Origin of the sequence: Mediterraneibacter gnavus ATCC 29149 (genome assembly GCF_008121495.1) — a bacterium.
GTDB classification, from domain to species: domain Bacteria; phylum Bacillota; class Clostridia; order Lachnospirales; family Lachnospiraceae; genus Mediterraneibacter; species Mediterraneibacter gnavus.
Map to the genome: position 1 here is coordinate 2,720,849 of NZ_CP043051.1, position 24,160 is coordinate 2,745,008.

26 protein-coding genes, 1 tRNA gene and 1 other annotated feature are annotated in these 24,160 nt (G+C 44.4%); of the genes, 21 read left to right on the forward strand and 6 right to left on the reverse strand.

The genetic code is table 11. The features are described 5' to 3' along the window. The first annotated feature begins 6 nt into the window (after positions 1-6). The 7 genes from FXV78_RS13480 to FXV78_RS13510 all read left to right on the forward strand — a co-directional run bounded on the left by FXV78_RS13480 (position 7) and on the right by FXV78_RS13510 (position 5,657). Positions 7-1,134, forward strand: coding sequence for a GNAT family N-acetyltransferase (locus tag FXV78_RS13480; protein WP_039959294.1), 1,128 nt, complete (start codon positions 7-9; stop codon positions 1,132-1,134). Positions 1,135-1,192: 58 nt separating this feature from the next. Further along, positions 1,193-1,421 (forward strand) — a binding site (T-box leader). 56 nt (positions 1,422-1,477) lie between these two features. After that, on the forward strand, positions 1,478-2,185 hold the full coding sequence (gene epsC, locus FXV78_RS13485) for a serine O-acetyltransferase EpsC (protein WP_009243857.1): 708 nt from the start codon (positions 1,478-1,480) through the stop codon (positions 2,183-2,185). Then, positions 2,172-3,578 carry a cysteine--tRNA ligase gene (gene cysS, locus FXV78_RS13490; protein ID WP_004840893.1) on the forward strand — a complete coding sequence of 469 codons (1,407 nt, stop codon included), beginning with the start codon at positions 2,172-2,174 and terminating at the stop codon, positions 3,576-3,578. Before epsC ends, cysS begins: the two co-directional genes overlap by 14 nt. Continuing rightward, on the forward strand, positions 3,563-4,030 hold the full coding sequence (locus FXV78_RS13495; RefSeq protein WP_004840891.1) for a Mini-ribonuclease 3: 468 nt from the start codon (positions 3,563-3,565) through the stop codon (positions 4,028-4,030). The genes cysS and FXV78_RS13495 overlap by 16 nt, the downstream gene beginning before the upstream one ends. Further along, a complete protein-coding gene (gene rlmB / locus FXV78_RS13500) occupies positions 4,017-4,784 on the forward strand; it encodes a 23S rRNA (guanosine(2251)-2'-O)-methyltransferase RlmB (protein WP_004840888.1) in 768 nt (255 codons plus the stop codon). The genes FXV78_RS13495 and rlmB overlap by 14 nt, the downstream gene beginning before the upstream one ends. Positions 4,785-4,803: 19 nt before the next feature. After that, positions 4,804-5,427 carry an RNA polymerase sporulation sigma factor SigH gene (gene sigH, locus FXV78_RS13505; RefSeq protein ID WP_009243856.1) on the forward strand — a complete coding sequence of 208 codons (624 nt, stop codon included), beginning with the start codon at positions 4,804-4,806 and terminating at the stop codon, positions 5,425-5,427. A gap of 157 nt (positions 5,428-5,584) precedes the next feature. Further along, positions 5,585-5,657: transfer RNA gene (locus FXV78_RS13510), tRNA-Thr, on the forward strand. 232 nt (positions 5,658-5,889) lie between these two features. Here the strand turns inward: FXV78_RS13510 and FXV78_RS13515 are convergent. Continuing rightward, the gene (locus tag FXV78_RS13515; RefSeq protein WP_004840882.1) at positions 5,890-6,114 is read right to left on the reverse strand and encodes a helix-turn-helix domain-containing protein; all 225 of its coding nucleotides are present in this window, start codon (positions 6,112-6,114) and stop codon (positions 5,890-5,892) included. A gap of 106 nt (positions 6,115-6,220) precedes the next feature. Here FXV78_RS13515 and FXV78_RS13520 point away from each other — a divergent pair, with 106 nt between their 5' ends. Next, positions 6,221-6,610 carry a hypothetical protein gene (locus FXV78_RS13520; RefSeq protein ID WP_004840881.1) on the forward strand — a complete coding sequence of 130 codons (390 nt, stop codon included), beginning with the start codon at positions 6,221-6,223 and terminating at the stop codon, positions 6,608-6,610. On the opposite strand, the gene dtd is transcribed toward FXV78_RS13520, so the two are convergent. Further along, positions 6,605-7,051, reverse strand: a complete 447-nt coding sequence (gene dtd, locus FXV78_RS13525; RefSeq protein ID WP_004840878.1) for a D-aminoacyl-tRNA deacylase — start codon at positions 7,049-7,051, stop codon at positions 6,605-6,607. The two genes, FXV78_RS13520 and dtd, sit on opposite strands and share 6 nt — an antisense overlap. Positions 7,052-7,072: 21 nt before the next feature. Next, a complete protein-coding gene (locus FXV78_RS13530; protein ID WP_004840877.1) occupies positions 7,073-7,591 on the reverse strand; it encodes a nitroreductase family protein in 519 nt (172 codons plus the stop codon). 232 nt (positions 7,592-7,823) lie between these two features. On the opposite strand from FXV78_RS13530, the gene FXV78_RS13535 reads away from it, so the two are divergent. The 5 genes from FXV78_RS13535 (at position 7,824) to FXV78_RS13555 (ending at position 12,500) form a co-directional block, all read left to right on the forward strand. Next, positions 7,824-8,171, forward strand: coding sequence for a hypothetical protein (locus FXV78_RS13535; RefSeq protein ID WP_009243854.1), 348 nt, complete (start codon positions 7,824-7,826; stop codon positions 8,169-8,171). 114 nt (positions 8,172-8,285) lie between these two features. Next, positions 8,286-9,581: an L-cysteine desulfidase family protein gene (locus tag FXV78_RS13540; RefSeq protein ID WP_004840873.1), complete on the forward strand. Its 1,296-nt coding sequence runs from the start codon at positions 8,286-8,288 to the stop codon at positions 9,579-9,581. Between the two features lie 134 nt (positions 9,582-9,715). Beyond that, a complete protein-coding gene (locus FXV78_RS13545; protein ID WP_004840871.1) occupies positions 9,716-10,213 on the forward strand; it encodes an RNA polymerase sigma factor in 498 nt (165 codons plus the stop codon). A gap of 16 nt (positions 10,214-10,229) precedes the next feature. Further along, on the forward strand, positions 10,230-11,714 hold the full coding sequence (locus FXV78_RS13550) for a DUF4367 domain-containing protein (protein ID WP_039959291.1): 1,485 nt from the start codon (positions 10,230-10,232) through the stop codon (positions 11,712-11,714). Between the two features lie 81 nt (positions 11,715-11,795). Beyond that, positions 11,796-12,500 carry an NUDIX domain-containing protein gene (locus tag FXV78_RS13555; protein ID WP_004840868.1) on the forward strand — a complete coding sequence of 235 codons (705 nt, stop codon included), beginning with the start codon at positions 11,796-11,798 and terminating at the stop codon, positions 12,498-12,500. Between the two features lie 58 nt (positions 12,501-12,558). Here FXV78_RS13555 and FXV78_RS13560 read toward each other — a convergent pair whose 3' ends face one another. Further along, positions 12,559-14,028 carry a sodium-dependent transporter gene (locus FXV78_RS13560; protein WP_009243852.1) on the reverse strand — a complete coding sequence of 490 codons (1,470 nt, stop codon included), beginning with the start codon at positions 14,026-14,028 and terminating at the stop codon, positions 12,559-12,561. 175 nt (positions 14,029-14,203) lie between these two features. Here FXV78_RS13560 and FXV78_RS13565 point away from each other — a divergent pair, with 175 nt between their 5' ends. Both FXV78_RS13565 and pdxR read left to right on the forward strand, forming a co-directional pair. After that, positions 14,204-15,868: a glutamine--tRNA ligase/YqeY domain fusion protein gene (locus FXV78_RS13565; RefSeq protein WP_009243851.1), complete on the forward strand. Its 1,665-nt coding sequence runs from the start codon at positions 14,204-14,206 to the stop codon at positions 15,866-15,868. 13 nt (positions 15,869-15,881) lie between these two features. Then, the gene (pdxR, locus tag FXV78_RS13570; RefSeq protein ID WP_004840862.1) at positions 15,882-17,279 is read left to right on the forward strand and encodes a MocR-like pyridoxine biosynthesis transcription factor PdxR; all 1,398 of its coding nucleotides are present in this window, start codon (positions 15,882-15,884) and stop codon (positions 17,277-17,279) included. Between the two features lie 105 nt (positions 17,280-17,384). Here pdxR and FXV78_RS13575 read toward each other — a convergent pair whose 3' ends face one another. After that, positions 17,385-17,657 carry a hypothetical protein gene (locus FXV78_RS13575; RefSeq protein WP_004840861.1) on the reverse strand — a complete coding sequence of 91 codons (273 nt, stop codon included), beginning with the start codon at positions 17,655-17,657 and terminating at the stop codon, positions 17,385-17,387. A 179-nt stretch (positions 17,658-17,836) separates the two neighbouring features. On the opposite strand from FXV78_RS13575, the gene cls reads away from it, so the two are divergent. From cls to FXV78_RS17970, 3 genes are all read left to right on the forward strand, one after another. Further along, positions 17,837-19,396 (forward strand): cardiolipin synthase, encoded by a 1,560-nt coding sequence (gene cls / locus FXV78_RS13580; RefSeq protein ID WP_004840859.1) that lies wholly within the window; start codon positions 17,837-17,839, stop codon positions 19,394-19,396. 115 nt (positions 19,397-19,511) lie between these two features. Continuing rightward, the gene (locus FXV78_RS13585; RefSeq protein ID WP_004840857.1) at positions 19,512-20,792 is read left to right on the forward strand and encodes an adenylosuccinate synthase; all 1,281 of its coding nucleotides are present in this window, start codon (positions 19,512-19,514) and stop codon (positions 20,790-20,792) included. A gap of 248 nt (positions 20,793-21,040) precedes the next feature. Next, positions 21,041-21,205, forward strand: a complete 165-nt coding sequence (locus tag FXV78_RS17970) for a hypothetical protein (RefSeq protein ID WP_004840856.1) — start codon at positions 21,041-21,043, stop codon at positions 21,203-21,205. Between the two features lie 10 nt (positions 21,206-21,215). Here the strand turns inward: FXV78_RS17970 and FXV78_RS13590 are convergent, their stop codons facing one another. Further along, positions 21,216-21,431, reverse strand: coding sequence for a hypothetical protein (locus FXV78_RS13590; RefSeq protein ID WP_004840852.1), 216 nt, complete (start codon positions 21,429-21,431; stop codon positions 21,216-21,218). A 182-nt stretch (positions 21,432-21,613) separates the two neighbouring features. Here FXV78_RS13590 and FXV78_RS13595 point away from each other — a divergent pair, with 182 nt between their 5' ends. From FXV78_RS13595 to FXV78_RS13605, 3 genes are all read left to right on the forward strand, one after another. Then, a complete protein-coding gene (locus tag FXV78_RS13595; RefSeq protein ID WP_004840851.1) occupies positions 21,614-22,129 on the forward strand; it encodes an SEC-C metal-binding domain-containing protein in 516 nt (171 codons plus the stop codon). Positions 22,130-22,200: 71 nt separating this feature from the next. Then, entirely contained in the window at positions 22,201-22,935 is a 735-nt protein-coding gene (locus tag FXV78_RS13600) for a YdcF family protein (RefSeq protein ID WP_009243848.1), read from the forward strand. Between the two features lie 333 nt (positions 22,936-23,268). Then, positions 23,269-24,123: an aldo/keto reductase gene (locus FXV78_RS13605; RefSeq protein WP_004840848.1), complete on the forward strand. Its 855-nt coding sequence runs from the start codon at positions 23,269-23,271 to the stop codon at positions 24,121-24,123. Positions 24,124-24,160 lie beyond the last annotated feature (37 nt).

Here is a 24,160-nt window from a genome sequence, read left to right on the forward strand (position 1 = left end):
ACGAGGATGGAACTTCGAAGACTGGAAGAACAGGAGCACCAAAAGACCCGGAAGCTGTGGGAGGAAGTGTTTTCAGACGATACCAGGGCATTTCTGGATTATTACTATTTTATCAAGACAAAAGAGAATGAAATCTGGGTGATTGAAGAAGACGGAGAGATCCAGTCCATGCTCCAGCTGAATCCTTATCAGCTTCAGGTGGCAGAGCATCCGTTTTTATGCCGTTATATTATTGCAGTGGCCACAAGAGCACAATACAGAAGCCGGGGTTATATGAGCAGTCTTCTGCGAAAAGCGATGCAGGAGATGTATGGGAAAAAAGAGCCGTTTACATTTTTGATGCCGGCAGCAGAGGCAATCTATACTCCATATGATTTTAGGTTTGTATACAGCCAGAGGCAGGCGGTGTTTGAAAAAAAGGCAGAGACAGAATTGATCGAAGAGGAAGATGCAACAATGTTTCAGGCAGAAGAACTGGCTGCGTTTGCAAAGGAGCGGCTCTTTGGAACGGCTCGGGTATATGCAGTGAGAGACGCGCATTACTATCAGACACGCGTATTGGAGCAGCAGAGTGAAAACGGCGGAATCCGAATGCTGAAAAAAGACGGAAAGCTGGTGGGGATCTACTGCTATGCAAAAGAGGAAACCTGCGAAGTTTTAGAACCGCTGATCCTTCCGGGATATGAGACTGTATTTTGGGATTCCATATCCGGTTTGAGTGAGAAGCCGGTCAAAGTACTGGCGTGTCCGGAAGTGTTGGAGCCTTGTGCAAGGTCTGTGGAGAGGAAACCGATGATCATGGTACGGATTCTGCATCTTGAGACCTTGTTATCAGTGTTTACGGTCAAAGAGGGAGAAAGTCTTTCTTGTTCCTTTGCGGTCATTGATCCGATCTTGACTGGAAACAGCAGGATCTGGAAGCTGTGCAGTCAGGAAGATGGCAGGATACAGGTCACAGAGACGGAGGATTCTCAGGGAGTGCTGACAATCGGTGCGCTTACGGAACTTGTATTTGGCTATCGAAGTGCGGCGGACCTAAGAAAGGATCCGGACGTATGTCTTGGCAGAGAGCTGGAGTGTGAGCTGGAGAAAATTTCACCGCTCTCTCCGGTATTCTTGAATGAGATTGTGTGAAAGAAGTTGACAAAACAGAAAATTTTGCATAAGATATAATCTGGACTAAGAAATAAAAGCAAAGGCTTAGAACGAAAAGAGTATCTGGTCATACGCTCACAGAGAGGAATTGTCACCGGCTGAAAGCAATTCCGGGAAAGCGGCCAAAGAAGTGCATTCGGGAGCTGATTCTGCGAACACACAAAGAGTGTCAGTAGCAGGGTACGTGTCGCATACGTTACGTGCAATGAGTGAAAGAACCAGATTCTTTTAATAGAGTGGAACCGCGGAAGAACTTCGTCTCTAAGTTGTAGAGATGAAGTTTTTTTGTTTTAAAATGGCAGAAAAGTCAGGAGGATGTCATATGGGAATGCTGTCTTATATCCGGGAAGAAATCCGGGTGGTGAAAGAACGTGACCCGGCGATCAAATCGAGTATGGAAGTGCTGTTATATCCCAGTTTTAAGGTGATCTTGCGATATCGGGTAGCGCATAAATTATATCTGAAAAAGCATTATTTTCTGGCCAGATGGATTTCCCAGCGTGCAGCCAGAAAAACGGGAATCGAGATCCATCCGGGCGCACAGATCGGGAAAGGGCTGTTTATTGATCACGGAAGCGGAGTGATTATCGGTGAGACCACAGTGATCGGAGATAACGTGACTTTGTATCAGGGGGTGACTCTTGGCGGTACCGGGAAAGAGCAGGGAAAGCGGCATCCTACATTGGAGGATAATGTCATGGTCAGTGCAGGCGCAAAGATATTGGGTTCTTTTACAATCGGAGAGAATTCAAAAATCGGAGCCGGTTCGGTTGTGCTGGAAGAGGTGCCACCGAATTGTACCGTAGTGGGAGTTCCGGGAAGAATCGTAAAGAGAGATGACAAAAAGGTGCTTCGAAGTGAAATGGATCAAATCAACCTTCCGGATCCGGTGCTCAGTGATATCAGAGAACTTCAGAAAGAGAGCAGAGAGCTTCACGATCAGCTGACGGAGATGGTACAGAAAATGAGATGTATGAAACAATGTAAAACAGAACAGACGGGAGAGGAGAAAAAAGATGAAACTGTATAATACAATGTCAAAAACAAAGGAAGAGTTCGTTCCATTGGAAGAAGGAAAAGTAAAGATGTATGTCTGCGGACCTACTGTTTACAACTTCATCCATATCGGAAATGCAAGACCGATGATCGTGTTTGATACGGTCAGAAGATATTTTGAATATAAAGGATACGATGTGAATTTTGTATCCAACTTTACAGACGTAGATGATAAGATCATCAAAAAAGCCAACGAGGAAGGTGTGACAGCAGAAGAGATTTCCAAACGCTATATTGAAGAGTGCAAAAAAGATATGGAAGGGATGAATGTCAAGCCTGCCACCAAAAATCCTCTGGCAACAGAAGAAATCGGCGGCATGATCGATATGATCCAGACGCTGATCGACAAGGGCTATGCTTATGAAAAGAATGGAACAGTTTATTACCGTACCAGAAAATTTGAAGGGTATGGAAAGCTGTCACATAAAAATCTGGACGATCTGCAGTCCGGCGGACGTTCCCTTCTCGTGACGGGAGAAGATGAAAAAGAGGATTCTCTGGACTTTGTACTCTGGAAACCGAAAAAAGAGGGAGAACCTGCATGGGAGTCACCATGGAGTGAAGGGCGTCCTGGATGGCACATCGAGTGCTCGGAAATGTCCAAAAAGTATTTGGGAGAGCAGATTGACATTCATGCCGGTGGAGAGGATTTGATCTTCCCGCATCACGAAAATGAGATTGCACAGAGTGAGGCTGCCAACGGAAAAGATTTTTCCAAATACTGGCTGCACAACGGCTTTTTGAATATTGATAACCGCAAAATGTCCAAATCTCTTGGGAACTTCTTTACTGTACGTGAGATCGGAGAAAAATATGATCTTCAGGTACTGCGTTTCTTTATGCTGAGTGCGCACTACAGAAGTCCGCTGAACTTCAGTGCAGAATTGATGGAGGCAGCAAAGAACGGTCTGGAGCGTATCGTGACAGCAGCAGAACATTTGAAATTCCTGCTCGAAGGCGCAAAAACAGAGAATATGACAGAAAAAGAGCAGGCAAAGATTGTAAAAAGTCAGGAATTTACCCGGAAATTCGAAAAAGCCATGGATGATGATTTCAATACAGCAGATGCAATCGCGGCAGTGTTTGACTTGGTGAAATTTATCAACACAAATACAGACGGGGAAAGCTCTAAAGAATATCTGCAAAACCTGTTGAGCCAGCTTGTCGCATTGACAGATGTACTTGGAATTATCGTAGAAAAAGAGCAGGAGATGCTGGCAGACGATATCGAGGCGCTGATTGCAGAGCGTCAGGCTGCAAGAAAAGAGAGAAATTTTGCCAGGGCAGATGAAATCCGTGACGAGCTGCTTGCAAAAGGAATCATTCTGGAAGATACAAGAGAAGGGGTAAAATGGAAAAGAGCGTAAATTTTGAATTCAGAGATCTGATGGAAGAGATGCTGCAGTTTGATCCGGTGGATGTATCCGCATATTCTCCGCTTGTGCTGGCTTATATTGGAGATTGTGTATATGATCTGATCATCAAGAGCATGGTGATTAATCAGGGAAACCGTCAGGTTCAGAAGCTTCACAGAGAGACCAGCGGGTATGTGCAGGCATCTGCGCAGTCATTTATGATGCGTGCCATGCAGGAACATCTGACAGAAGAAGAACATGCTGTCTATAAAAGAGGGCGGAATGCAAAATCCATATCCCCTGCTAAAAACCAGTCTATTACAGATTATCGAAGAGCAACGGGATTTGAGGCACTGGTCGGATATTTGTATTTGAAAAAGCAATATGAGAGGTTACTGACGCTTATAAAAATCGGACTGGAAAGTCTGAAAGAAAATCAGGGAGAAGAAGATGCAGGAAAATAGGAAAGAATTTGATAATACAGAGCATACCCTTGTGATTGAGGGGAGAAATGCAGTGCTCGAAGCGTTTCGTTCGGGAAAGCCGATCGATAAAGTATTTGTGCTGGACGGATGTCAGGACGGACCGGTGCGCACCATTGTAAGAGAAGCGAAAAAGCATGATACGATCATCAATTTTGTGGGAAAAGAGCGACTTTCACAGATTTCCGTGACCGGAAAGCATCAGGGTGTAATCGCATATGCGGCTGCCTATGAATATTCGGAAGTGGAGGATATGTTAAAACTGGCAGAAGAACGAGGGGAAGATCCGTTTTTGATTCTGCTTGATAATATCGAAGATCCTCACAATCTGGGTGCGATCATTCGAACTGCAAATCTGGCAGGGGCACACGGCGTGATCATTCCGAAGAGAAGAGCAGTGGGACTGACTGCGACCGTGGCAAAAACTTCTGCAGGAGCCTTAAACTATACTCCGGTCGCAAAAGTCACAAACCTGGCAAAGACAATGGAAGAATTGAAAGAAAAAGGGCTCTGGTTCGTGTGTGCGGATATGGGCGGAGAATCCATGTATCGTTTGAACCTGAAAGGACCGATTGGTCTGGTGATCGGAAATGAAGGGGAAGGCGTGGGACGTCTGGTGAAAGAAAAATGTGACTTTGTTGCCAGCATTCCGATGAAAGGTGAGATTGATTCTCTGAATGCATCGGTTGCGGCAGGAGTACTTGCTTACGAGATTGTACGTCAGAGAACGATGTAAGGATAAAATGGAGGAAATGATGCAGAGAAACCGGTATGAAATGCTGACAGATGAAAATTTGATCGAAGAGCTGCGCGGCGGGGACTCTGCGATCACAGATTTTATCATGAATAAATACAAGCCCATGGTTCGAAAGAAAGCAAGAGCCATGTTTCTTCTCGGCGGAGAGAATGAAGATCTCATCCAGGAAGGGATGATCGGGCTTTTTAAAGCAATCCGTGATTATGAGACCAGGCAGGGAACATCCTTTGCAAGCTTTGCCGAACTGTGTGTCTCAAGGCAGATGTACAGTGCGATCGAGGCATCTCAGAGAAAGAAGCACCTTCCGCTGAATTCGTATGTTTCATTGTACGAAGAATCCGTGGAGGAAGGAAAGAAGGTTCCTCTGATCGATACCATTGAACCACAGGAGGAAAATAATCCGGAAGCATTGTATTTTGGAAAAGAGTTTACCGAGATTTTTTCAGAACGGCTGAAGGAGAATTTAAGTACGCTGGAGAATCATGTGCTGGAATTGCACCTGATGGGAACGGATTACAGGAAAATCGCAGAGCTTCTCGGAAAAAGCCCTAAGGCGGTGGATAATGCTCTGCAGAGGATTAAGAGCAAGGCACAGAAATTGCTGAAAAATGAATTGAGATAAAAAGAAGATGAATTTTATGAAGCAATGCTTGATTCTATTAGGCATGGTGGATTCATGAAGATGGAATAAAAGGTGAAAGTTTATCAAAATTATATAAAAAATATTGACAGAGCTTACCTAATTGATGTATAATATTAGTGTTGTGTTTATCACATAAGCTGCTATGGCGCAGTCGGTAGCGCGTCGCCTTGGTAAGGCGGAGGTCGGGGGTTCAAGTCCCCTTGGCAGCTTGATGAAAATAGAAATTTTTGCCTGTTTATACAAAAAGAAAAAGCCGGGATATCATCGCCGGCTGAAAAAAGGGGGAAAAGTATATATGAAAAAGCTTTTTGCTTTGTATGCATATAATATAGGCGAAAAGTGTGAGTAAACTGTGATGGTTCTATAAAAAAGAAATGAAAAATTAAAAAGAAAATAAAAACTGCGGCAATATCTCTGATCAGACAGATACTGCCGCAATTTTTATGAATTTTCTTCCTCTTCTTCTACCAGCTTTAAAATATCAGTTAAATCGCATTTCAAATATTCGCACAGTCTGGCGAGAATTTTCAGATCAATTCTGGATATCTTATTCTTACAGTAGTTGTTTAATTGGGTTCGTTGTAAATTGCAGTTTTTGCAGACGGAATTTTTGCTGATTCCTTTTTCTTTCATTACTACGTCCAAATCAATGATTATCTTATTCATATCTACACCTGCCTTTCCTAAAGTATATGTGCAGTTGTATAAAAATATAAGATGCAATATAATATAGATGTAGAAATATACACCTGTATAAAAATTATAATGGAGAATGAACGTGAAAAAGAAAAGAGATTTCAAGTATATCATAATCATAGGAGTTCTGGCAGCGACGGGGTGGTTCCTTTTCCAGCAGAAACCGGACGTGCGGTCTACTACAGTCACTCATACAGATGGAGAGTACAGGCTTTGGGTAGAGGTGAATGCGAACAGATGGACGATAGAAAACAGAGAGCAGTTTGCAGAAAAGTTGTTGAAAATGGTGGATGAAAATACATTTCAAAAGGTGCATTTCAGTGAAGATCTGGAAGAGCCGCACTGTATTATTTTCCGGGTATATCTCATGCCGTATCATTCGAACTGGGCATTTGAGGTGTACTGCCGCAAGCAGAAAAAGGACACGCATCGTTGGGAGATACGTGTCCGCGAGAATCATTTATAATGTTTCAGAATCTAAAATGATCGTAAATGGTCCGTCATTAACAAGTGCAACCTTCATATCTGCACCAAATTCGCCGGTTTTCACGCAGGAAACAGACTGGCGGCATTTTGTGATGATATATTCATAGAGGGCATTGGCTTTATCAGGAGCACCTGCTTCGATAAAGCTTGGACGGTTGCCCTTTTTGCAATTGGCATACAGTGTGAACTGAGAAACCAGAAGAAGGCTCCCGTTTACATCTGCAAGAGAAAGGTTGGTCTTTCCGTTTTCATCTTCGAAAATGCGCAGTCCGATCATTTTTTTGATCAGTTTGTCAGCAGTTTCCTGTGTGTCTGAATCAGAAACTCCGATCAATACCAGAAATCCTTTCTGGATTTTTCCGATGGTCTGATCTTCGACAGTTACGGAAGCTTCTGATACTCTCTGGATAATAAATCTCATCTGTAGAATCTCCTGTCTGTTTTATTTGATAATCCGGATCTCTCCGATTTTGTGGATTTCCTTTTTGGGCGCGTCTGCCGGATATCCCAGAGCAGCCATTCCGTATACGACATGATCGGAAGGAATTTCAAACTCATCAAGCAGAGCACGGACTTCAGGATCATCACAGAGTGTGCGGAGCTGATTGATCCAGACAGAACCGATTCCGAAGGAATGTGCAGCCAGAAAGATGTTTTCCAGGGCACATGCATTGTCTTCCATACCGTGTGGATTTTCTTTTTGGTTGGAAGGGATGATAAGAACCTGCGGACGGTACATATCATAGCCCTTTCGTCCAAGTTTTCGTCCGATGAGTTCTGCCAGCTGCTGGATTTTTTCCTGATTGCAGAGAACCGTAAACTTCCAGGTCTGCTTGCCCATACCGCTTGGGGCATAGATGGCAGCCTGCAGGATCTCGTTTAATTCGTTATCCGGAATTTCTTTTTGTAAAAATGCGCGGGTACTTCTGCGGGTAAGCAGATTTTCTATGATTGCATTCATATTCAACACCTCCTGAAATAAAATACTTTGATTTCTATTGTATACTTGTGTTCCGGGAAAGTCCAGAGAAACAGGTTGCAGAAAGGAATCTTTTGATCGGAAACTGATAGTAACAAAACGTGTCGAAAAAGATCGGGAAAATGGAAAACGCAGAAAAGATTCCATACGGAAGTATGGTATACTTAATGATAGTGAAAGTGGCGTTTTCATACAGACCAGGAGGGGACGAAGGATGAAGAAAAATCTGGAGCCACTGAAAGATGCACTGGAAGAGTTGGCAGATTTTGCACGCAAAATGGAACCAACAGAATATGCCTACTTCTACAGGCTGATGGAGCGCATGGAGAACAATGTGGAAATCTGTATTTTAGTGAGAGATGACAGATTGGAAAAACTGGAAGCAATTCTTAGACGGGACTGGAATCTGGTGAAGCGGATGTATGGTGATATGTGGAAAATGGATTTACAGAATGAGAAAGAGAGGTATCGATTTTTACAGCTGCTGACAGAGATTGAATGGTATCTGGAGGGAAAAGGCCTGATGCGTATGGAAGAAAAAAGGTATGGTTATGCGAATTGAGAGAGCGGCAGATGCGACCGAAAGGGTGGTGATCTGCCGCACTTTCTGCGTGTTGCGTCTTAAAAACGAATTTGGTATGATAAATAGCAGGAATACGGGAGCAAAGGAGATATTATGGACAGAACGATTTATGATAATTATGTAAAAATCTTAAGAAAAGAACTGGTTCCGGCACTGGGGTGCACAGAGCCGATCGCTTTGGCCTATGCATCGGCAAAAGCAAGGGAAGTGCTGGGAGAGTTTCCGGAGCATATGACAGTCTGGTGCAGCGGGAATATCATCAAGAATGTAAAAGGTGTGAAGGTTCCTAATTCCGGTGGGATGAAGGGTGTGGAAGCTGCAGCAGTACTGGGGCTTGCAGGCGGTGATCCTTCTCAGGCGCTGGAAGTGTTAGAAGCCGTGACCCAGACAGACATCAAAAGAACGAAGGAATTGCTTCGGGAATCATTTTGCGACTGCTGTTTAAAAGAAGGTGTGGCAAATCTGTATATCGAAGTTCAGGTTGTAAACGGAGAAAATGAAGCGACAGTCATCATTGAGCAGGAGCATACCAATATTACAAGGATCGAGAAAAACGGAAAAATTGTGTATGCGCACAAGAAAGAAGTGTCAGGGGAAGAAATTGAGGTGGATAAAAGTCTGTTGAATCTGGCAGATATCCTTGTGTTTGCGCAGGAAGTGGATTTAAATGAGGTACGAGATGTGCTTGCCCGGCAGATCAGGTACAATTCCAGAATTGCAAAGGAAGGTCTGGAGCATGAATGGGGTGCCCAGGTTGGGCGGGTGATCGCAGAGGAATTCGGGACGACTGTACAGTGGAAGGCCGTGGCTTCGGCAGCGGCAGGATCAGATGCCAGAATGAGCGGATGCTCCCTGCCGGTCATTATTAATTCTGGTTCCGGTAATCAGGGGATGACCTGTTCTCTGCCGGTGATCGAATACGGAAAAGAGCTGAAAAAGAGTGAAGAAGAGATTTATCGTGCACTGTGTGTATCGAATCTGGTAGCACTGAATCAGAAGCGTTATATCGGCTCCCTTTCGGCCTATTGCGGCGCAGTTTGTGCGGCAGCAGGCGCAGGAGCAGGGATTACGTATCTGTGCGGCGGAAATCTGGAACAAATCCAGAATACGGTAGTCAATACGATCGCGGATGCAGGCGGGATCGTATGTGACGGTGCGAAGCCAAGCTGTGCTGCAAAAATTGCAACATCTCTGCAGGCTGCGATCTTAAGTCATAAGATGGCAATGCGCGGGCTGGTGTTTGGCAGTGGAGAGGGACTTGTCATGGACTGTCCGGAAGATACGATCAAGGCAGTCGGATATGTTGGAAGAGCGGGAATGAAGCAGACAGATGTAGAAATCCTGAATCTTATGATCGGAAAGACAAAAATAGAAGATATCGAAAAATAAGAGAAAGATCAGCCTCATGTAAAAAGGGGCTGATTTTTGTAAGTAAAAGAAAAGCAGATGAAACTTTTCAGAAGAAAATCCGGTCTAATGAGTGTAAAGCGGTTCAAAACAGCAGGAAAGCGGGGTGAGAGGTGATGAAATATCTGGTAAAAAAGGCACAGAAGAAAGACGATCAGGCATTTGTGGAGCTGATGGAGCGCTGTAAGAGCGGGATGTATAAAGTGGCAAGAAGTTATTTAAAGGATGATGCAGATATTGCGGATGCGATCCAGGAGACGGTGATCAATTGCTATGAACACATCGGGCGCCTGAAAAATGCAGATTATTTTAAGACATGGCTGACCAGGATCTTGATTAATAACTGCAAGGATATACTGGCAGCAGGAAAGCGGGTGTATCCTCTGGAGCAGATTGAAGAACAGGAGAATACGTGTATGGAGATGCAGAATTATGAATTTCAGGAATTGATGAACTCTCTGGATGAAAAATACCGGATCGTGCTTCTTTTGTATTACGGAGAGGGATTTAAGATCAAAGAGATCGCACAAATACTGGAGATGGATGAGAATACGGTGAAAACAAGGCTGTCCAGAGGACGAAAGAAATTTGAGCATGCGTATTCCATGTGTTAAAGAAGGAGGCAGTGAAATGAAGAAAGACTATTCTGTAGATGAGATGAAAAAAATTATGGGAAAGGATATGGAGGTTCCGAAATCTGTGGATGAGGGAATGAAAAAAGCGTATGAACAGCTTGGAATTCAGACCACGAGAAGACACAACAGAAAATATAAACTTTGGACAGGTCTGGCAGCGGCAGCAGTACTGCCGGCAGGGCTTTCCATCACGGCGTTTGCGGTGACAAAATATCTCAATGTAACGCGAAGTGAGGAGGGGGACACACTCCAGTATCAGATTGAAGTGGATACAAAGCAGAAAGAGGCGCATCAGATCAAGGTGGAGCCGACCTATATGCCGGATGGGTATGAATATCAGGAAGAAGGTCCATATGGCGGAAAGTGGCATAATAAAGAGACCAACAGTGGGATTTCCATCATACCGTATAATGCGGCAGAGCTTTACAAGATGTCCAGAGTGGATGAAGATTCTTTTCGGAAATTCCGTAAGGAAAGCCGGGTAAAGACATCAGATACAGAGAATACCAAACTGGATCTGTTTTTGATGGACTCGGAATATGTGGACAGTGAGAAGACAGAGAAAATGTTATATCTTTTCAATGAAGAAGAGGGATATGGAATTTATATCCACAATACGAGCGATCTTCCACAGGAAGAGATTGAAAAAGTGGCAGAAGGGTTGAAGGTTACCGTTCTGGATGAGACTGTACCATATCCTTCGGAGGAAGAGATCCAGACGGAAATCGAAGAAAAGAAATGGCTGGAAGAAATGGAAGCGCAGGCGGGAAATACGATTCCGGCAGAAGGCGTGCGTTCAATCGGTGAGGAGATCAAAAATCCGTTCAGAGATGAGAATTCAACAGAGTTTGAAGATATCCGGTTTACGGTCAAGGATATCAAAATTCAGGATACGCTGCCGGTCGATCAGTTTCCAAGAGAAAACTATGCCCAGTATGAAGATGAGGTTGCTCTGTGGGTGAATGAAGACACCTCTCTGAAACCGCATGAGAGATATGTGCTCGATGCAGGAGAATGGGGTACAACGGATGCAATGGCAAACAAAGAGGCAGAAACGGTCAATTCCAAGTATGTAGTTGTAAAGATGCAGGCAGAGAATTGTTCTGATTTCCAGACAGAGTGGAATGCAAGCGGGGGAATCAGCATCGCTCCGGATCTGGCATACATGAAGACCAATGAGGACGGAAGCCTGTCAAGGGCAGATTATCAGCTGGTGGGAGCGAATGAAAATTATAACCTGCAGTGGACAGCCGGAAACGGGGCATCTTTCCCGATTTATTTTGACAAGATCTACTATACAGAAGGCGTGCAGAGAATGAAAGATGCATTCTTCCGGCCGCTGGCAGCAGGAGAAACACTGGAATATACACTGGTTTATGTGGCGGATGAGGATCAGCTGGATTCCTTATATCTGGATATATATCCGGGATATGGAAACACAGAGGAAGGTGTAGCCGCTCCATATGTAAAAGTAAAATAAGTGGTTTAGATTTCTTTACAGAAAATGGAAAAACGCCTATACTGTTAGGAAAAGAAGGATTCGGACAGGAGGCAAAAACAGATGGCGGCGTTTTTAAAAGAAATTGAAAAATTTTACGGGACAAAAGAGAAAAACCGGCAGGGTGAGGATCTGGAGACGTTTCTGGAGCATTATGATCCCCGCAAATATGAGACACCGAGCTGTACCACAGATGCGGTAATCTTTTCTATAACAGGAGAGCTTCTGGAGGTGAATCAGCTGAAAGTGCTTCTGGTGCGAAGGAGCAATCATCCAAGCATCGGGTTCTGGGCGCTGCCCGGCGGGTTTGCCGAAATGAGGGAAAATCTGGAGGATACAGCAAGACGGGAACTGGAAGAAGAGACCGGAGTAAAAGATCTTCCATTGGAACAGTTTGCAGTATATGGAGATTATGACAGAGATCCGAGGACCCGTGTGATCACAACGGCATATCTGTCGCTTGTGAACGAGCAGGACATCACGGTACGGGCAGGGGATGATGCGGCGGACGCGGCATGGTGCAGCCTCTGCCTGAAAGAAAAGGAAGTCCACACAGGAGAAGTCAGCAGAAAAGTCTGGCAGCTTCATGTGTCAAATGAAGAGAAGGGGCTGGATACCCGGGCGGAAGTTGAAGAGACATGCAGGGAAGGGCTGATTCGGGAGCGAAAGTTTCAGGTGCTCACAGGCGGAGAGATTGCAGTAGATCACGCGGCGATCATTGTACAGGCAATGTGTATTCTGGCAGACCGCCTTTTAGAAAAGAGATAAAAAGACAAAAAAGTACTGGTATCGGCAGTGTGAAAAAGTACCTGCCGATACCAGTTTTTTATGATTTTTTCTGTTTTTTCCGGCTGCTGGAAATATATGCGATAAATCCAAGACAACCCAGTGCGATCAGCATCCAGATCACAAAAATAGTCGTTCCCTGCGGGCGGAACATGTCGTAATAGCCTTTCAGATAGATCACGACTACGACCCACGGCAGGATATGTGTCATATAGAAGCGAGCTTTTGCCGGAAACTTTAAGCCGTCTCCGCTGTTTGCTTCCTGAATGAAATTTTTCCAGCCCCATCCGTTTTTGTGCGTACAGAACAAAAGATATACAACTGAGCCGAGCGGAAGGATATTGTTGGATACAATAAAGTCTTCCAGATCCATAATGTTTGTGCCTGCGCCAAGCGGCTGGAAACCGGACCATACGCTGAATCCGAGGATACATGGAATACTTAAAACTGTGATCAGGAGAATATTGATCCCCACGGCTTTGGTTCTCTTCCATCCAAACAGATCCATCCAGAAAGAGACAATGTTCTCGAAGACTCCGACAATGGTGGACAGTGCCGCACAGAATAAAAACAGGAAGAATAAAGAGCCCCAGATCCGTCCTCCGGCCATCTGTGTGAAAATGTTCGGCAGCGTGATGAATACAAGTCCCGGTCCGGCATCTGGTTCTACGCCAAAAGCGAAGCAGGAAGGAATCACGATCAGCCCGGCCATCAGTGCAACGCAGGTATCCAGAAGCACAATGCTCAGAGATTCTCCGGCGAGAGAACGTTTCTTATCCAAGTAGCTGCCGAAGATGGCCATACCGCCCATTCCGATACTCAACGTAAAGAAGGCCTGACTCATAGCTCCAAAGATCACATTTCCGATACCGTTTTTGGCCATACGCTCAAAGTCCGGCACCAGGAAAAAGCGCAGCCCTTCGGAAGAGCCGGTCAGTGTCACGGAACGGATCGTCAGGATAACCATAATTCCCAACAGACAGAGCATGGTGATTTTCATGATCTTTTCCACACCTTTTTGCAGACCAATGCTGCAGATTCCAAAGGAAAGTACGATCACCAGTACCGTCCAGAACATCAGCGTCGGAACGGAAGAAAGCATTCCGGTGTATTTTTCAGAGACTTCAGAAGCTGTCACTGAGGCAAATTCTCCTTTTGCCATGCGAAAGCAGTAGTAGAGCATCCAGCCGCCTACCATAGAATAAAACATGACCAGAAGATAATTTCCGGCAATGGCTGCCCATCTGGCGTAATGCCACCTGGTGTGCGGCGGTTCCAGTGCATTGTAGGATGTGGCAATACTTTTCTGACTTGCCCTTCCTACACTGAATTCACATACAATGATGGGAAGTCCCAGGATGACAAGAAAGAGCAGGTATACCAGGATAAAGGCCGCTCCGCCGTATTTTCCAGCCATGTAGGGAAACTTCCAGACGTTCCCGAGCCCGATCGCACATCCTGCAGATACCAGGATAAAACCGAGGCGGGAACCAAACTGTTCTCGTTTCATAAAAACCTCCATAAACATATAATATTATTTCTCCCCGCGGGAGTTTTCTTTGGAAACTTTGTTAGTATACCACGTTGGCGCGGCAAAGTAAAGAAAATGTTGGGTATGTACCTTGTCGGAAATGCGGATTTATGATAAGATAATCGGAAGAATGTTTGTACACGAGGAGGAATTTATGGAAAACGAAGCAGTTTCAAAAAATTTCATTGAACAGGAAATAGACAAAGACCTTGCAGAAGGCGTTTACGATCATGTGTGCACCCGTTTCCCGCCAGAGCCGAACGGATATCTGCACATCGGACATGCCAAGTCCATTCTTTTGAATTACGGACTGGCAAAAAAATACAATGGAACTTTCCATATGCGTTTTGACGATACCAACCCGACCAAAGAAAAAGTGGAGTTTGTGGATTCGATCAAAGAAGATATCCAGTGGCTGGGGGCTGACTGGGAGGATCATCTTTACTTTGCATCCGATTATTTTGAGCAGATGTACGAATGCGCAGTAAAACTGATCAAAAAAGGAAAGGCATATGTGTGTGACCTGACTCCGGAAGAGATCAGAGAGTACAGAGGGACACTGACAGAGCCTGGAAAGAACAGTCCGTACAGAGAACGCTCCGTTGAGGAAAACCTGGAGTTGTTCGAGGCAATGAAAGACGGAAAATTCAAGGATGGAGAGAAGGTGCTGCGCGCAAAGATTGATATGGCATCTCCGAATATCAATATGAGAGACCCGATCATTTACCGTGTGGCACATATGACGCATCACAATACAGGAGACAAGTGGTGTATTTATCCGATGTACGATTTTGCACATCCGATCGAGGATGCAATTGAGCATATCACACATTCAATCTGTACACTGGAGTTTGAAGATCACCGTCCGCTGTATGACTGGGTAGTCAGAGAGTGTGAGTTTGAGATGCCGCCAAGACAGATTGAGTTTTCTAAATTATACCTGACCAATGTTGTGACCGGAAAGCGTTACATCAAAAAACTGGTAGAAGACGGTGTGGTAGACGGATGGGATGATCCGCGCCTGGTTTCCATCGCAGCACTTCGCCGCAGAGGATTTACACCGGAGTCCATCAAGATGTTTATCGATATGTGCGGAGTATCAAAAAGCCAGAGCTCTGTAGACTATGCGATGCTGGAGTACTGTATCCGTGAGGACTTAAAGCTGAAAAAACCGCGTATGATGGCAGTACTGGATCCGATCAAGCTGGTCATTGACAATTATCCGGAAGATCAGGTGGAATATCTGGATGTGATCAACAATCTGGAGAATGAGGAGCTTGGTATGAGAAAGATTCCGTTCTGCAGAGAGCTGTATATCAACAGAGATGATTTTATGGAAGAACCGCCGAAGAAATATTTCCGTCTCTTCCCGGGCAATGAGGTACGTCTGATGCAGGCATATTTTGTAACCTGTACCGGATTTGAAAAGGATGAAGACGGCAACATCACAGTGGTACACTGTACGTATGATCCACAGACGAAGAGCGGAAGCGGATTTACCGGAAGAAAAGTCAAAGGAACGATCCACTGGGTACCGGCACCGTATGCAGTAAAAGCGGAAGTGCGCCTGTACGAGAATCTGATCGATGAAGAAAAAGGCGTTTATAATGAGGATGGTTCCATGAACTTGAACCCGAACTCCCTGACAGTCTTAAAAGACTGCTATGTAGAACCGAATTTTGAGGATGCAAAAGCATATGACAGCTTCCAGTTTGTAAGACAGGGATATTTCTGTATCGATGCAAAAGATTCCAGAGAGGATGCACTGGTATTTAACCGGATCGTGTCACTGAAGAGTTCGTTTAAACTGCCGAAATAAGCAGCGTGAAATTATGAATGAATTGACTATAAATCTTCACACAGCATCTGAGACACCGCTGTATGAGCAGATTTATCAGCATATTAAAAGAGAGATTCAGGAGGGAAGGATTACCAGCGGGGAAAAACTTCCCTCCAGTCGTTCTCTGTGCAAATATCTGGAAGTCAGCAGAAGCACAGTGGAGCTTGCCTATGAACAGCTGATCTCGGAAGGGTATGTGGAAGCAGTACCGTGTAAAGGGTATTTCGCGGCAGAACTGGAAGGGATGTATCGTCTGGATGTCGTTCCTGCTTTGGTGGGAGCAGAAGAAAAGACAGAGAAAAAAGAGTGGAAATATAATTTTACACCGAACGGAGTCGATCTGAACAGTTTCCCGTATAATGTCTGGCGAAGACTTGCGAAGGACAGTCTGTTAGATGACCGGGCAGAGATGTTCCGTCTGGGAGATTCTCAGGGGGAGTACGGACTGCGAAGTGCGATCAGCAGATATTTGTATCAGGCACGGGGAGTGAATGCACATCCGGATCAGATCATTATCGGAGCAGGAAATGACTATCTTCTGATGCTGCTTTCCACAGTGATCGGCCAGAATCATAAAGTAGCTCTGGAAAACCCGACCTACAAGCAGGCATACCGGCTTTTTAAAAGTCTGTCTTATGATGTATGTACAGTGGATATGGATGAGAAAGGAATGAAAGTGGCCGATCTGAAAAGTTCCGGAGCAGATATTGCGTTCGTGATGCCTTCCCATCAGTATCCGCTGGGAATCGTAATGCCCATGAAACGCAGGATGGAACTGCTTAAGTGGGCAGCCAAAGACCCTGCACGCTATATTATCGAGGATGACTATGACAGTGAGTTTCGATACAAAGGGAAGCCTATTCCCGCGCTGCAGGGGTATGACCGATGGGAAAAGGTGATCTATATCGGAACGTTTTCAAAGTCCATCGCGCCTTCGATCCGTGTCAGCTATATGGTGCTTCCTGCGCCGCTTTTAAAGGAGTTTCAGAAAAAAAGCAGTTTTTTAAGTTCTACGGTTTCCAGGGTAGATCAGCTGATTTTACAGAAGTTTATCGAGGACGGACATTATGAAAGGCATCTGAACCGGATCCGGACATTGTACAAGAGCCGTCATGATACGCTGATGGGCTGTTTGAAAACATTTCAGAAAATCTGTACGATATCGGGGGAGAATGCCGGAGTACATATGCTGCTGCATTTTGCCGGTGATATGACAGAAGAAGAATTGATTCGAAAAGCTGCGGAAAAAGGCGTTCGAGTATATGGACTTTCGCAATATTATATCGATCCTCCTGACGGGCTAAAACCGACGATCATGCTGGGATATGCCAATATCAGTGAAGATAAGATGAAAGAAGCAGTAAAATTGCTGGAAGAAGCGTGGAAGTGAGAATATTCATCCGGGTAACCAGCAGCACATGTCTGCGGCGGACGGACTTTGTTCGATAAAGTAAAAAACAGGAACTGTTCAAAAGTGGCCAGTTCCTGTTTTGCATTATTCTTCCGATTCAGTATCAGTTGCTTGTGTTTCTTGGGAAGGTTCTTCTTCTGTATCAGCAGTATCGGATGCTGCTTTGTTCAGATGCACATATCCGCGTTCCGATACCGGTTTTAAATCATTGTCCAGATCAAAATCCTCTTCTTCCATATCTTCTGTACAATCATACTCGGAAACTGCGTCACTGTCTTTGCAGAAATAAGCAATGATCAGACCGATCGCAGTACCGACAGCCGCAAGACCAAGAAACCATTTCAAAAACTTTTTCATCGTAAAAATCTCCTTTCCAGCAGATGTTATGAATCGATATCCATTGTAATACTTTTCGCCGTTAATTACAAGACCTTTGAGAGTTACTGTTCACAGTAACTTTTGAGAAGCTGTATTGTGGAGAAATACAAAGTGTGCTACACTGGGGACATTGAAAAAAGCAGGGGTGAAACAAAAAGATGGAACATAAAGCAGTGAAAAAAGCGAAGAAAGGGTTGTTCAGCATTGTTTTTGGCCGTACAGCACTGATCCTTATGCTTGTTCTGATCCAGCTGATCGTTCTGGTTGGAGTGGCAACGATACTGAATGACTATGCCGTCTATGTGTACGGCGGATTTACAGTTCTGGCAGCAGTGATCGTAATTTATATTATCAATGAAAGAGGAAATCCGGCATTTAATATGACCTGGGTACTTTTGATCCTGATTTTTCCGGCATTTGGATGCCTTTTCTATATTTGGGTAAAGTCTCAGCTTGGAACAAGATATATCGGAAAGCGATTGTGTATGCTCCGGCTTGATACAGCAAAATATATGCAGCAGGAGCCTCAGGTGATTGAAGCCTTGCGTGAGAGCAAGCCGGCCAATGCAAACCTTGCGCATTATATGCAGTATCAGCTGAATTTTCCTACTTATCGGAATACACAAGTGCAATATTTTGCATGTGGAGAAGAAAAATTTCCGGTGCTTCTGGAAGAATTGAAGAAGGCGGAAAAATTTATCTTTCTGGAGTATTTTATTGTAGAAGAAGGATATATGTGGGGGTCTGTGCTGGAAATATTAAAAGAAAAAGCAGCCGCGGGCGTAGAGGTACGGTTTATGTATGACGGAATGTGCAGCATTTCGCTGCTTCCGCCCGATTATCCGAAAAAAATCCGTCGGTTCGGGATTCAGTGTAAGATGTTCAGTCCGATCCGGCCGGTACTTTCGACGACACAAAATAACCGGGATCACAGAAAAATCTGTGTGATCGACGGAAAAACAGGATTTACAGGAGGTATCAATCTGGGAGATGAATATATCAACCGGAAAGAACGGTTCGGGTACTGGAAAGATACTGCCGTCATGATCAAGGGGGATGCGGTGCAGAGTCTGACGATGCTGTTTTTGCAGATGTGGAATGTTTCAGAATTAAAAAAAGAGAAATTTGAGCCCTATCTGACGACGATGGCAAAGGAATTAAAACCGGAGACCGGATTTGTGCTCCCCTACGGGGACAGTCCGTACGATCATGAAAACGTAGGGGAGGAAGTGTATGTGCATATTTTGAATCATGCGAAAAAATATGTGCATATTATGACGCCGTATCTGATTTTGGACAACGGCATGCTGGATACACTGACAAGAGCAGCAAAGAGCGGAATTGAAGTCTGCATCATCATGCCGCATATTCCGGATAAATGGTATGCGTTTGCGGTGGCGAAGACATACTATCGGGAATTGATCGAAGCAGGAGTTAATATTTATGAATTTACACCGGGATTTGTGCATGCAAAGGTATTTGTCTCAGATGATGATACGGCAACAGTAGGAACTGTGAACCTGGATTACCGGAGTCTGTATCTGCATTTTGAATGTGGGATCTTTGTGTATGACAATCCGGTGGTACATAAAATTGAAAAAGATTTTCAGGAAACACTGAAAAAGAGCTGTAAAGTTACAGCGTCAGATATCGGAAATACCGGTATTTTTATGCGGATCTGCGGAAGAGTGCTGCGTCTGATCGCACCTCTGATGTAGAAAAAAGAAAAAGTGTTTTACAGAATGAGAAAAGTATAGTATAATTCATAGGGCAGTGATTCATAAGAACTGCTAATTAAGAGTTAAAAGCGATGAATACGCAGGAGGATTTGAGATGGTAAAAGCAGTAGTAGGAGCTAACTGGGGCGATGAAGGAAAGGGCAAGATTACAGATATGCTCGGAAAAGAAGCCGATATCATTGTCCGTTTTCAGGGTGGAGCGAATGCAGGACATACCATTGTAAATGATTATGGAAAATTTGCGCTGCACACTTTGCCGTCAGGAGTATTCTATGACCATACGACCAGCATTATCGGAAACGGTGTGGCGCTGGATATTCCGAGATTGTTCGGAGAGGTGCAGCAGATTGTAAAACAGGGCGTACCGCAGCCAAAACTTCTTGTTTCTGACAGAGCACAGATCGTGATGTCTTATCACAAGAATTTTGATGCTTACGAGGAAGAGCGTCTTGGAGGCAAGTCTTTTGGTTCTACAAAATCAGGAATTGCGCCGTTTTATTCCGATAAATATGCAAAGATCGGATTCCAGGTGAGCGAATTATTTGATGACGAGCTTCTGAAAGAAAAAGTGGTTCGCGTTGCAGAGCAGAAGAATGTGATTCTGGAGCACTTATACCATAAACCGTTGATCAATCCTGACGACTTATATAAAGAACTGACAGAGTACAGAGACATGGTAGCACCATTTGTATGTGATGTTTCTCTGTATCTGCACAATGCAATCAAAGAAGGCAAAGAGATTCTTCTGGAAGGACAGCTCGGTTCTCTGAAAGATCCGGATCACGGAATTTATCCGATGGTAACATCTTCTTCCACACTGGCGGCATACGGTGCGATCGGAGCGGGAATCCCTCCGTATGAGATCAAACAGATCATCACAGTATGCAAGGCATACTCCAGTGCAGTAGGAGCAGGTGCATTTGTCAGCGAGATTTTCGGCGAGGAAGCTGATGAGCTGAGACGCCGCGGAGGAGACGGCGGTGAATTCGGAGCGACAACAGGACGTCCGAGACGTATGGGATGGTTTGACTGTGTTGCTTCCAAATACGGATGCAGGATGCAGGGGACGACAGATGTAGCGTTTACAGTTCTGGATGTACTTGGATATCTGGATGAGATTCCGGTATGTGTAGGCTATGAGATCAATGGAGAAGTGACAACAGAGTTCCCTGTAACACATCTCCTGGAAAAAGCAAAACCGGTATTGAAGACACTTCCGGGATGGAAATGTGATATCCGCGGAATCAAGACATACGAAGAACTGCCGGAGAACTGCAGAAAGTATATTGAATTTATTGAAGAACAGATTGGATATCCGATCACAATGGTCAGCAACGGACCGGGAAGAGACGATATCATTTATCGCAAAAGATAAAAGGTGAACGAAGGTGTTCCGTATCTGCCAGCAAAAGCTGGCAGCGGAGCATCTTTTTTTGTGAAAAAATGTTAAGAGATTTTTATGAAAAACTTTAGAAATCAGCCACATCGGCGTCACAATTTGACAGTAGGATAAAAGAGTGTCAGGGGACAAAAAAAGTTCTGTCAAGCAGGCGGAAAAATGACATATTTCAGAGGGCAGTATCATAAAATAATAAGGCTGAGGCCGGAAAAAGGAGGTATTTTATGCGTCAGAATAGTATACAGAACAGATTACAGATGATATCGATGGAAGAATACCTGGAGAAAAGACAGAAAATTCGAGAGACCGAAAGAAAAAGAGACAAAAAAACAGTCTGCAGGCAGCAGGAACTGGATGCTGCCGTTGCGATGGCAGAGCTGTATGTTTAACAGAAGAACATTACTCGTTCGAGTCGGAGTCATCCGTATGAGATGTACGGGAAAAGAGTGTATAGATATATAACAGTACAGGCAGTAGGATCGTGGCGGCAATGGCAGCCATCAGAAGCTTCTGAGAGACAACGCTGTCTATAAAAGCAAAGATGAGTGTGCTGACGTAAAGAAGAACCAGCAGGATTGCTCCGATCAGTGCCATGATACGTTTTGATTTCTTCATATTAGATTCCTTTCTTTTATCTTTTTATAAATCTGCCGGAGCATCTTTTTGCTCCGGCAGATTTATTATATACAAAAGATAGAAAGATTGCAATATAGCGGTAAAATTAGTAGTTTACTGACAGAGAAAAGTGTTATATAATAGAACCACGATTGAATTTCTAAGAAAAAGGAGTTTTTACAATGAGTGAAAAATGTTTATTAGATCAATGGAGAGATATGGCATACGACAGAGAACTGTCCAAAGAGCAGTTAGAGAAGTTCTGGGGTCGTTATTTCAGCATTGAAAGAGGAATTTATGAGCAGCTTTTGACAGAGCCTGATGTAGAAGTGAAAGGTACGGTCAAAGAGCTGGCTGAAAAATATGGACAGGAAGTTCTGACAATGGTAGGATTTCTGGATGGAATCAACGACAGTCTGAAAGTGCCGAATCCGATTGAGACGATGACAGAGGATACGGAAGTGAATCTGATCTTTGACAAAGAGCTGTTATACAAAAATATGATCGATGCAAAAGCAGACTGGTTATATGAACTGCCACAGTGGAATGCTATTTTTGACGAAGAAAAGAAAAAACAGTTATACCGTGAGCAGAAACAGTCCGGTACGATCCGCAAAGGAAAGAAAATCGGAAGAAATGATCCATGTCCATGCGGAAGTGGTAAAAAATATAAAATGTGCTGTGGAAGAAATGCATAGCAGTATATCGTATGAGAGGGAGCTCGGATGAGTCTCCCTTTTATGTTTCGAAAAAAGAACAGGAGATGAGCATGGAAATTTATTTGATCACGGCAGGGGCGCTGTTTCTCTTTTATTATGGAATCCTCTGTTTCTATACCGGAAAATGGGACTCTACGTTTGCCAGATTCTGGATGGTGGCGGGGATCGGGCACTTTTTGATGATTCCTGCGACAAAAGAAGAAGTGACGCGAAAGCTTTTGTTCTTCTGTGTGGCGGGAATATGGATCCTTTTTCTTGCGGTGGAGTTTTTTATTGTACGTGCCATGAGGCCTGGAAGAAAGAAGAACTGCCGGTATCTGATCGTGCTTGGTGCGCAGGTCCGGGGAGAGCGGATCACAGATTCATTAAAGAGAAGACTGGATGCTGCTTTATTGTATCATCAGGTCTGTCCTTCGGTGAAGATCATCGTATCCGGCGGTCAGGGAAAAGGTGAGGATGTTTCAGAGGCTTATGCGATGGCACAATATTTGCGGGAACATGAGGTAAAAGACGAGCAGATCATGTTGGAGGATCAGTCGCGGACGACGAGGGAAAACCTGCGGTTTAGCAAAGCTTATCTGGAGGAGTTGAAAACACCGGTTGGAATTGTGACAAATAATTTTCACTTGTTTCGGGCACTTTTGATCGGACGAAGTGAAGGGTATGAGAACCTGACGGGAATTGCGGCAGGATGTAACCGGATTTTGTTTTTGAACTATATGGTACGGGAGTTTTTTGCGGTTGTGTGGCTGTGGATTCAGAGAGGAAAAAAGAAATCTGGTTGACAAAACAAAAAGTGATGTTATAATGAGGATTAGGTTGAGAATATAATATTTCAATACAATGACGAGACGAGTAGGATGTGGAAGAAGACAGAGAAGGGAGTCGCAGGCTGGAAGCTCCCGCTTACGGAAGCATTTGAAAACTACCTCTGAGTGGCTGAAAACAGCCCGGTGATCCCGTTATCATCACAAATGAGTGGTTCCGGTATTTAATACCGGTTCAAACAGGGTGGAACCGCGAGTATGATCTCGCCCCTTTTTGCAGGATATGCAAAAAGGGGCGTTTTTTAATTCTGAGGTCTCGTGGTTGTGCAGTAAGAGAAAGGAGCCAGAAAGATGGAGTGTAATTCGAATTATCGTATTTTGAATAACCAGGTCAAGATTCCGTGTGCTGCATTTGGAACTTATAAAGCCGCAGAAGGAAACAGCGCGGATATCATCGGTACTGCAATTCGTGCCGGATACAGGCATTTTGATATGGCTTCTGTTTACGGCACGGAGAAATATGTGGCAGAGGCTATTGAAAAGAGCAGGATTCCAAGGCAGGAATTTTTTTTGACATCCAAGGTCTGGAAAGAGGATATGGGATATGAACAGACAAAGGCTGCATTTGCGAAAACCTTAGAGCAGCTTAACACAGATTATCTGGATTTGTATCTGATCCACTGGCCACGGCCCACGTTGGACTGCAAAAACTGGAAGGAACTGGATTTAGAGAGCTGGAGAGCAATGGAAGAATTGTATCATGCAGGAAAGATCCGCGCCATTGGGGTGAGCAATTTTCTGCCGCACCACATTGAGAACCTGATGCAGAATGCCAAGGTGACTCCGGCGGTCGATCAGTTGGAATATCATCCTGGATATACACAACAGGCAGCAGTAGACTATTGCAGAAAGAACCAGATTCTTGTGGAGGCATGGAGTCCGATCGGACGAAGACGAGTGTTCGAAGAGCCGCTGATTCTTGAGTTGTCTGAGAAGTATCATGTATCACCGGCACAGATCTGTTTGCGGTTTGCACTGCAGAATGGCGTGATACCAATGCCGAAATCCTCATCCATGGAGCGGATGAAAGAAAATCAGGATATCTTCTCATTTGAGATATCCACAGAAGATATGTATCGTCTGGAGACAATGCCTCAGATTGGATGGTCCGGAGAGCATCCGGACAGAGAACGGGTTTATTTTTAAAATCCGGCGAGGCAAAAAGAAGAGAAAAGGAGAGAGA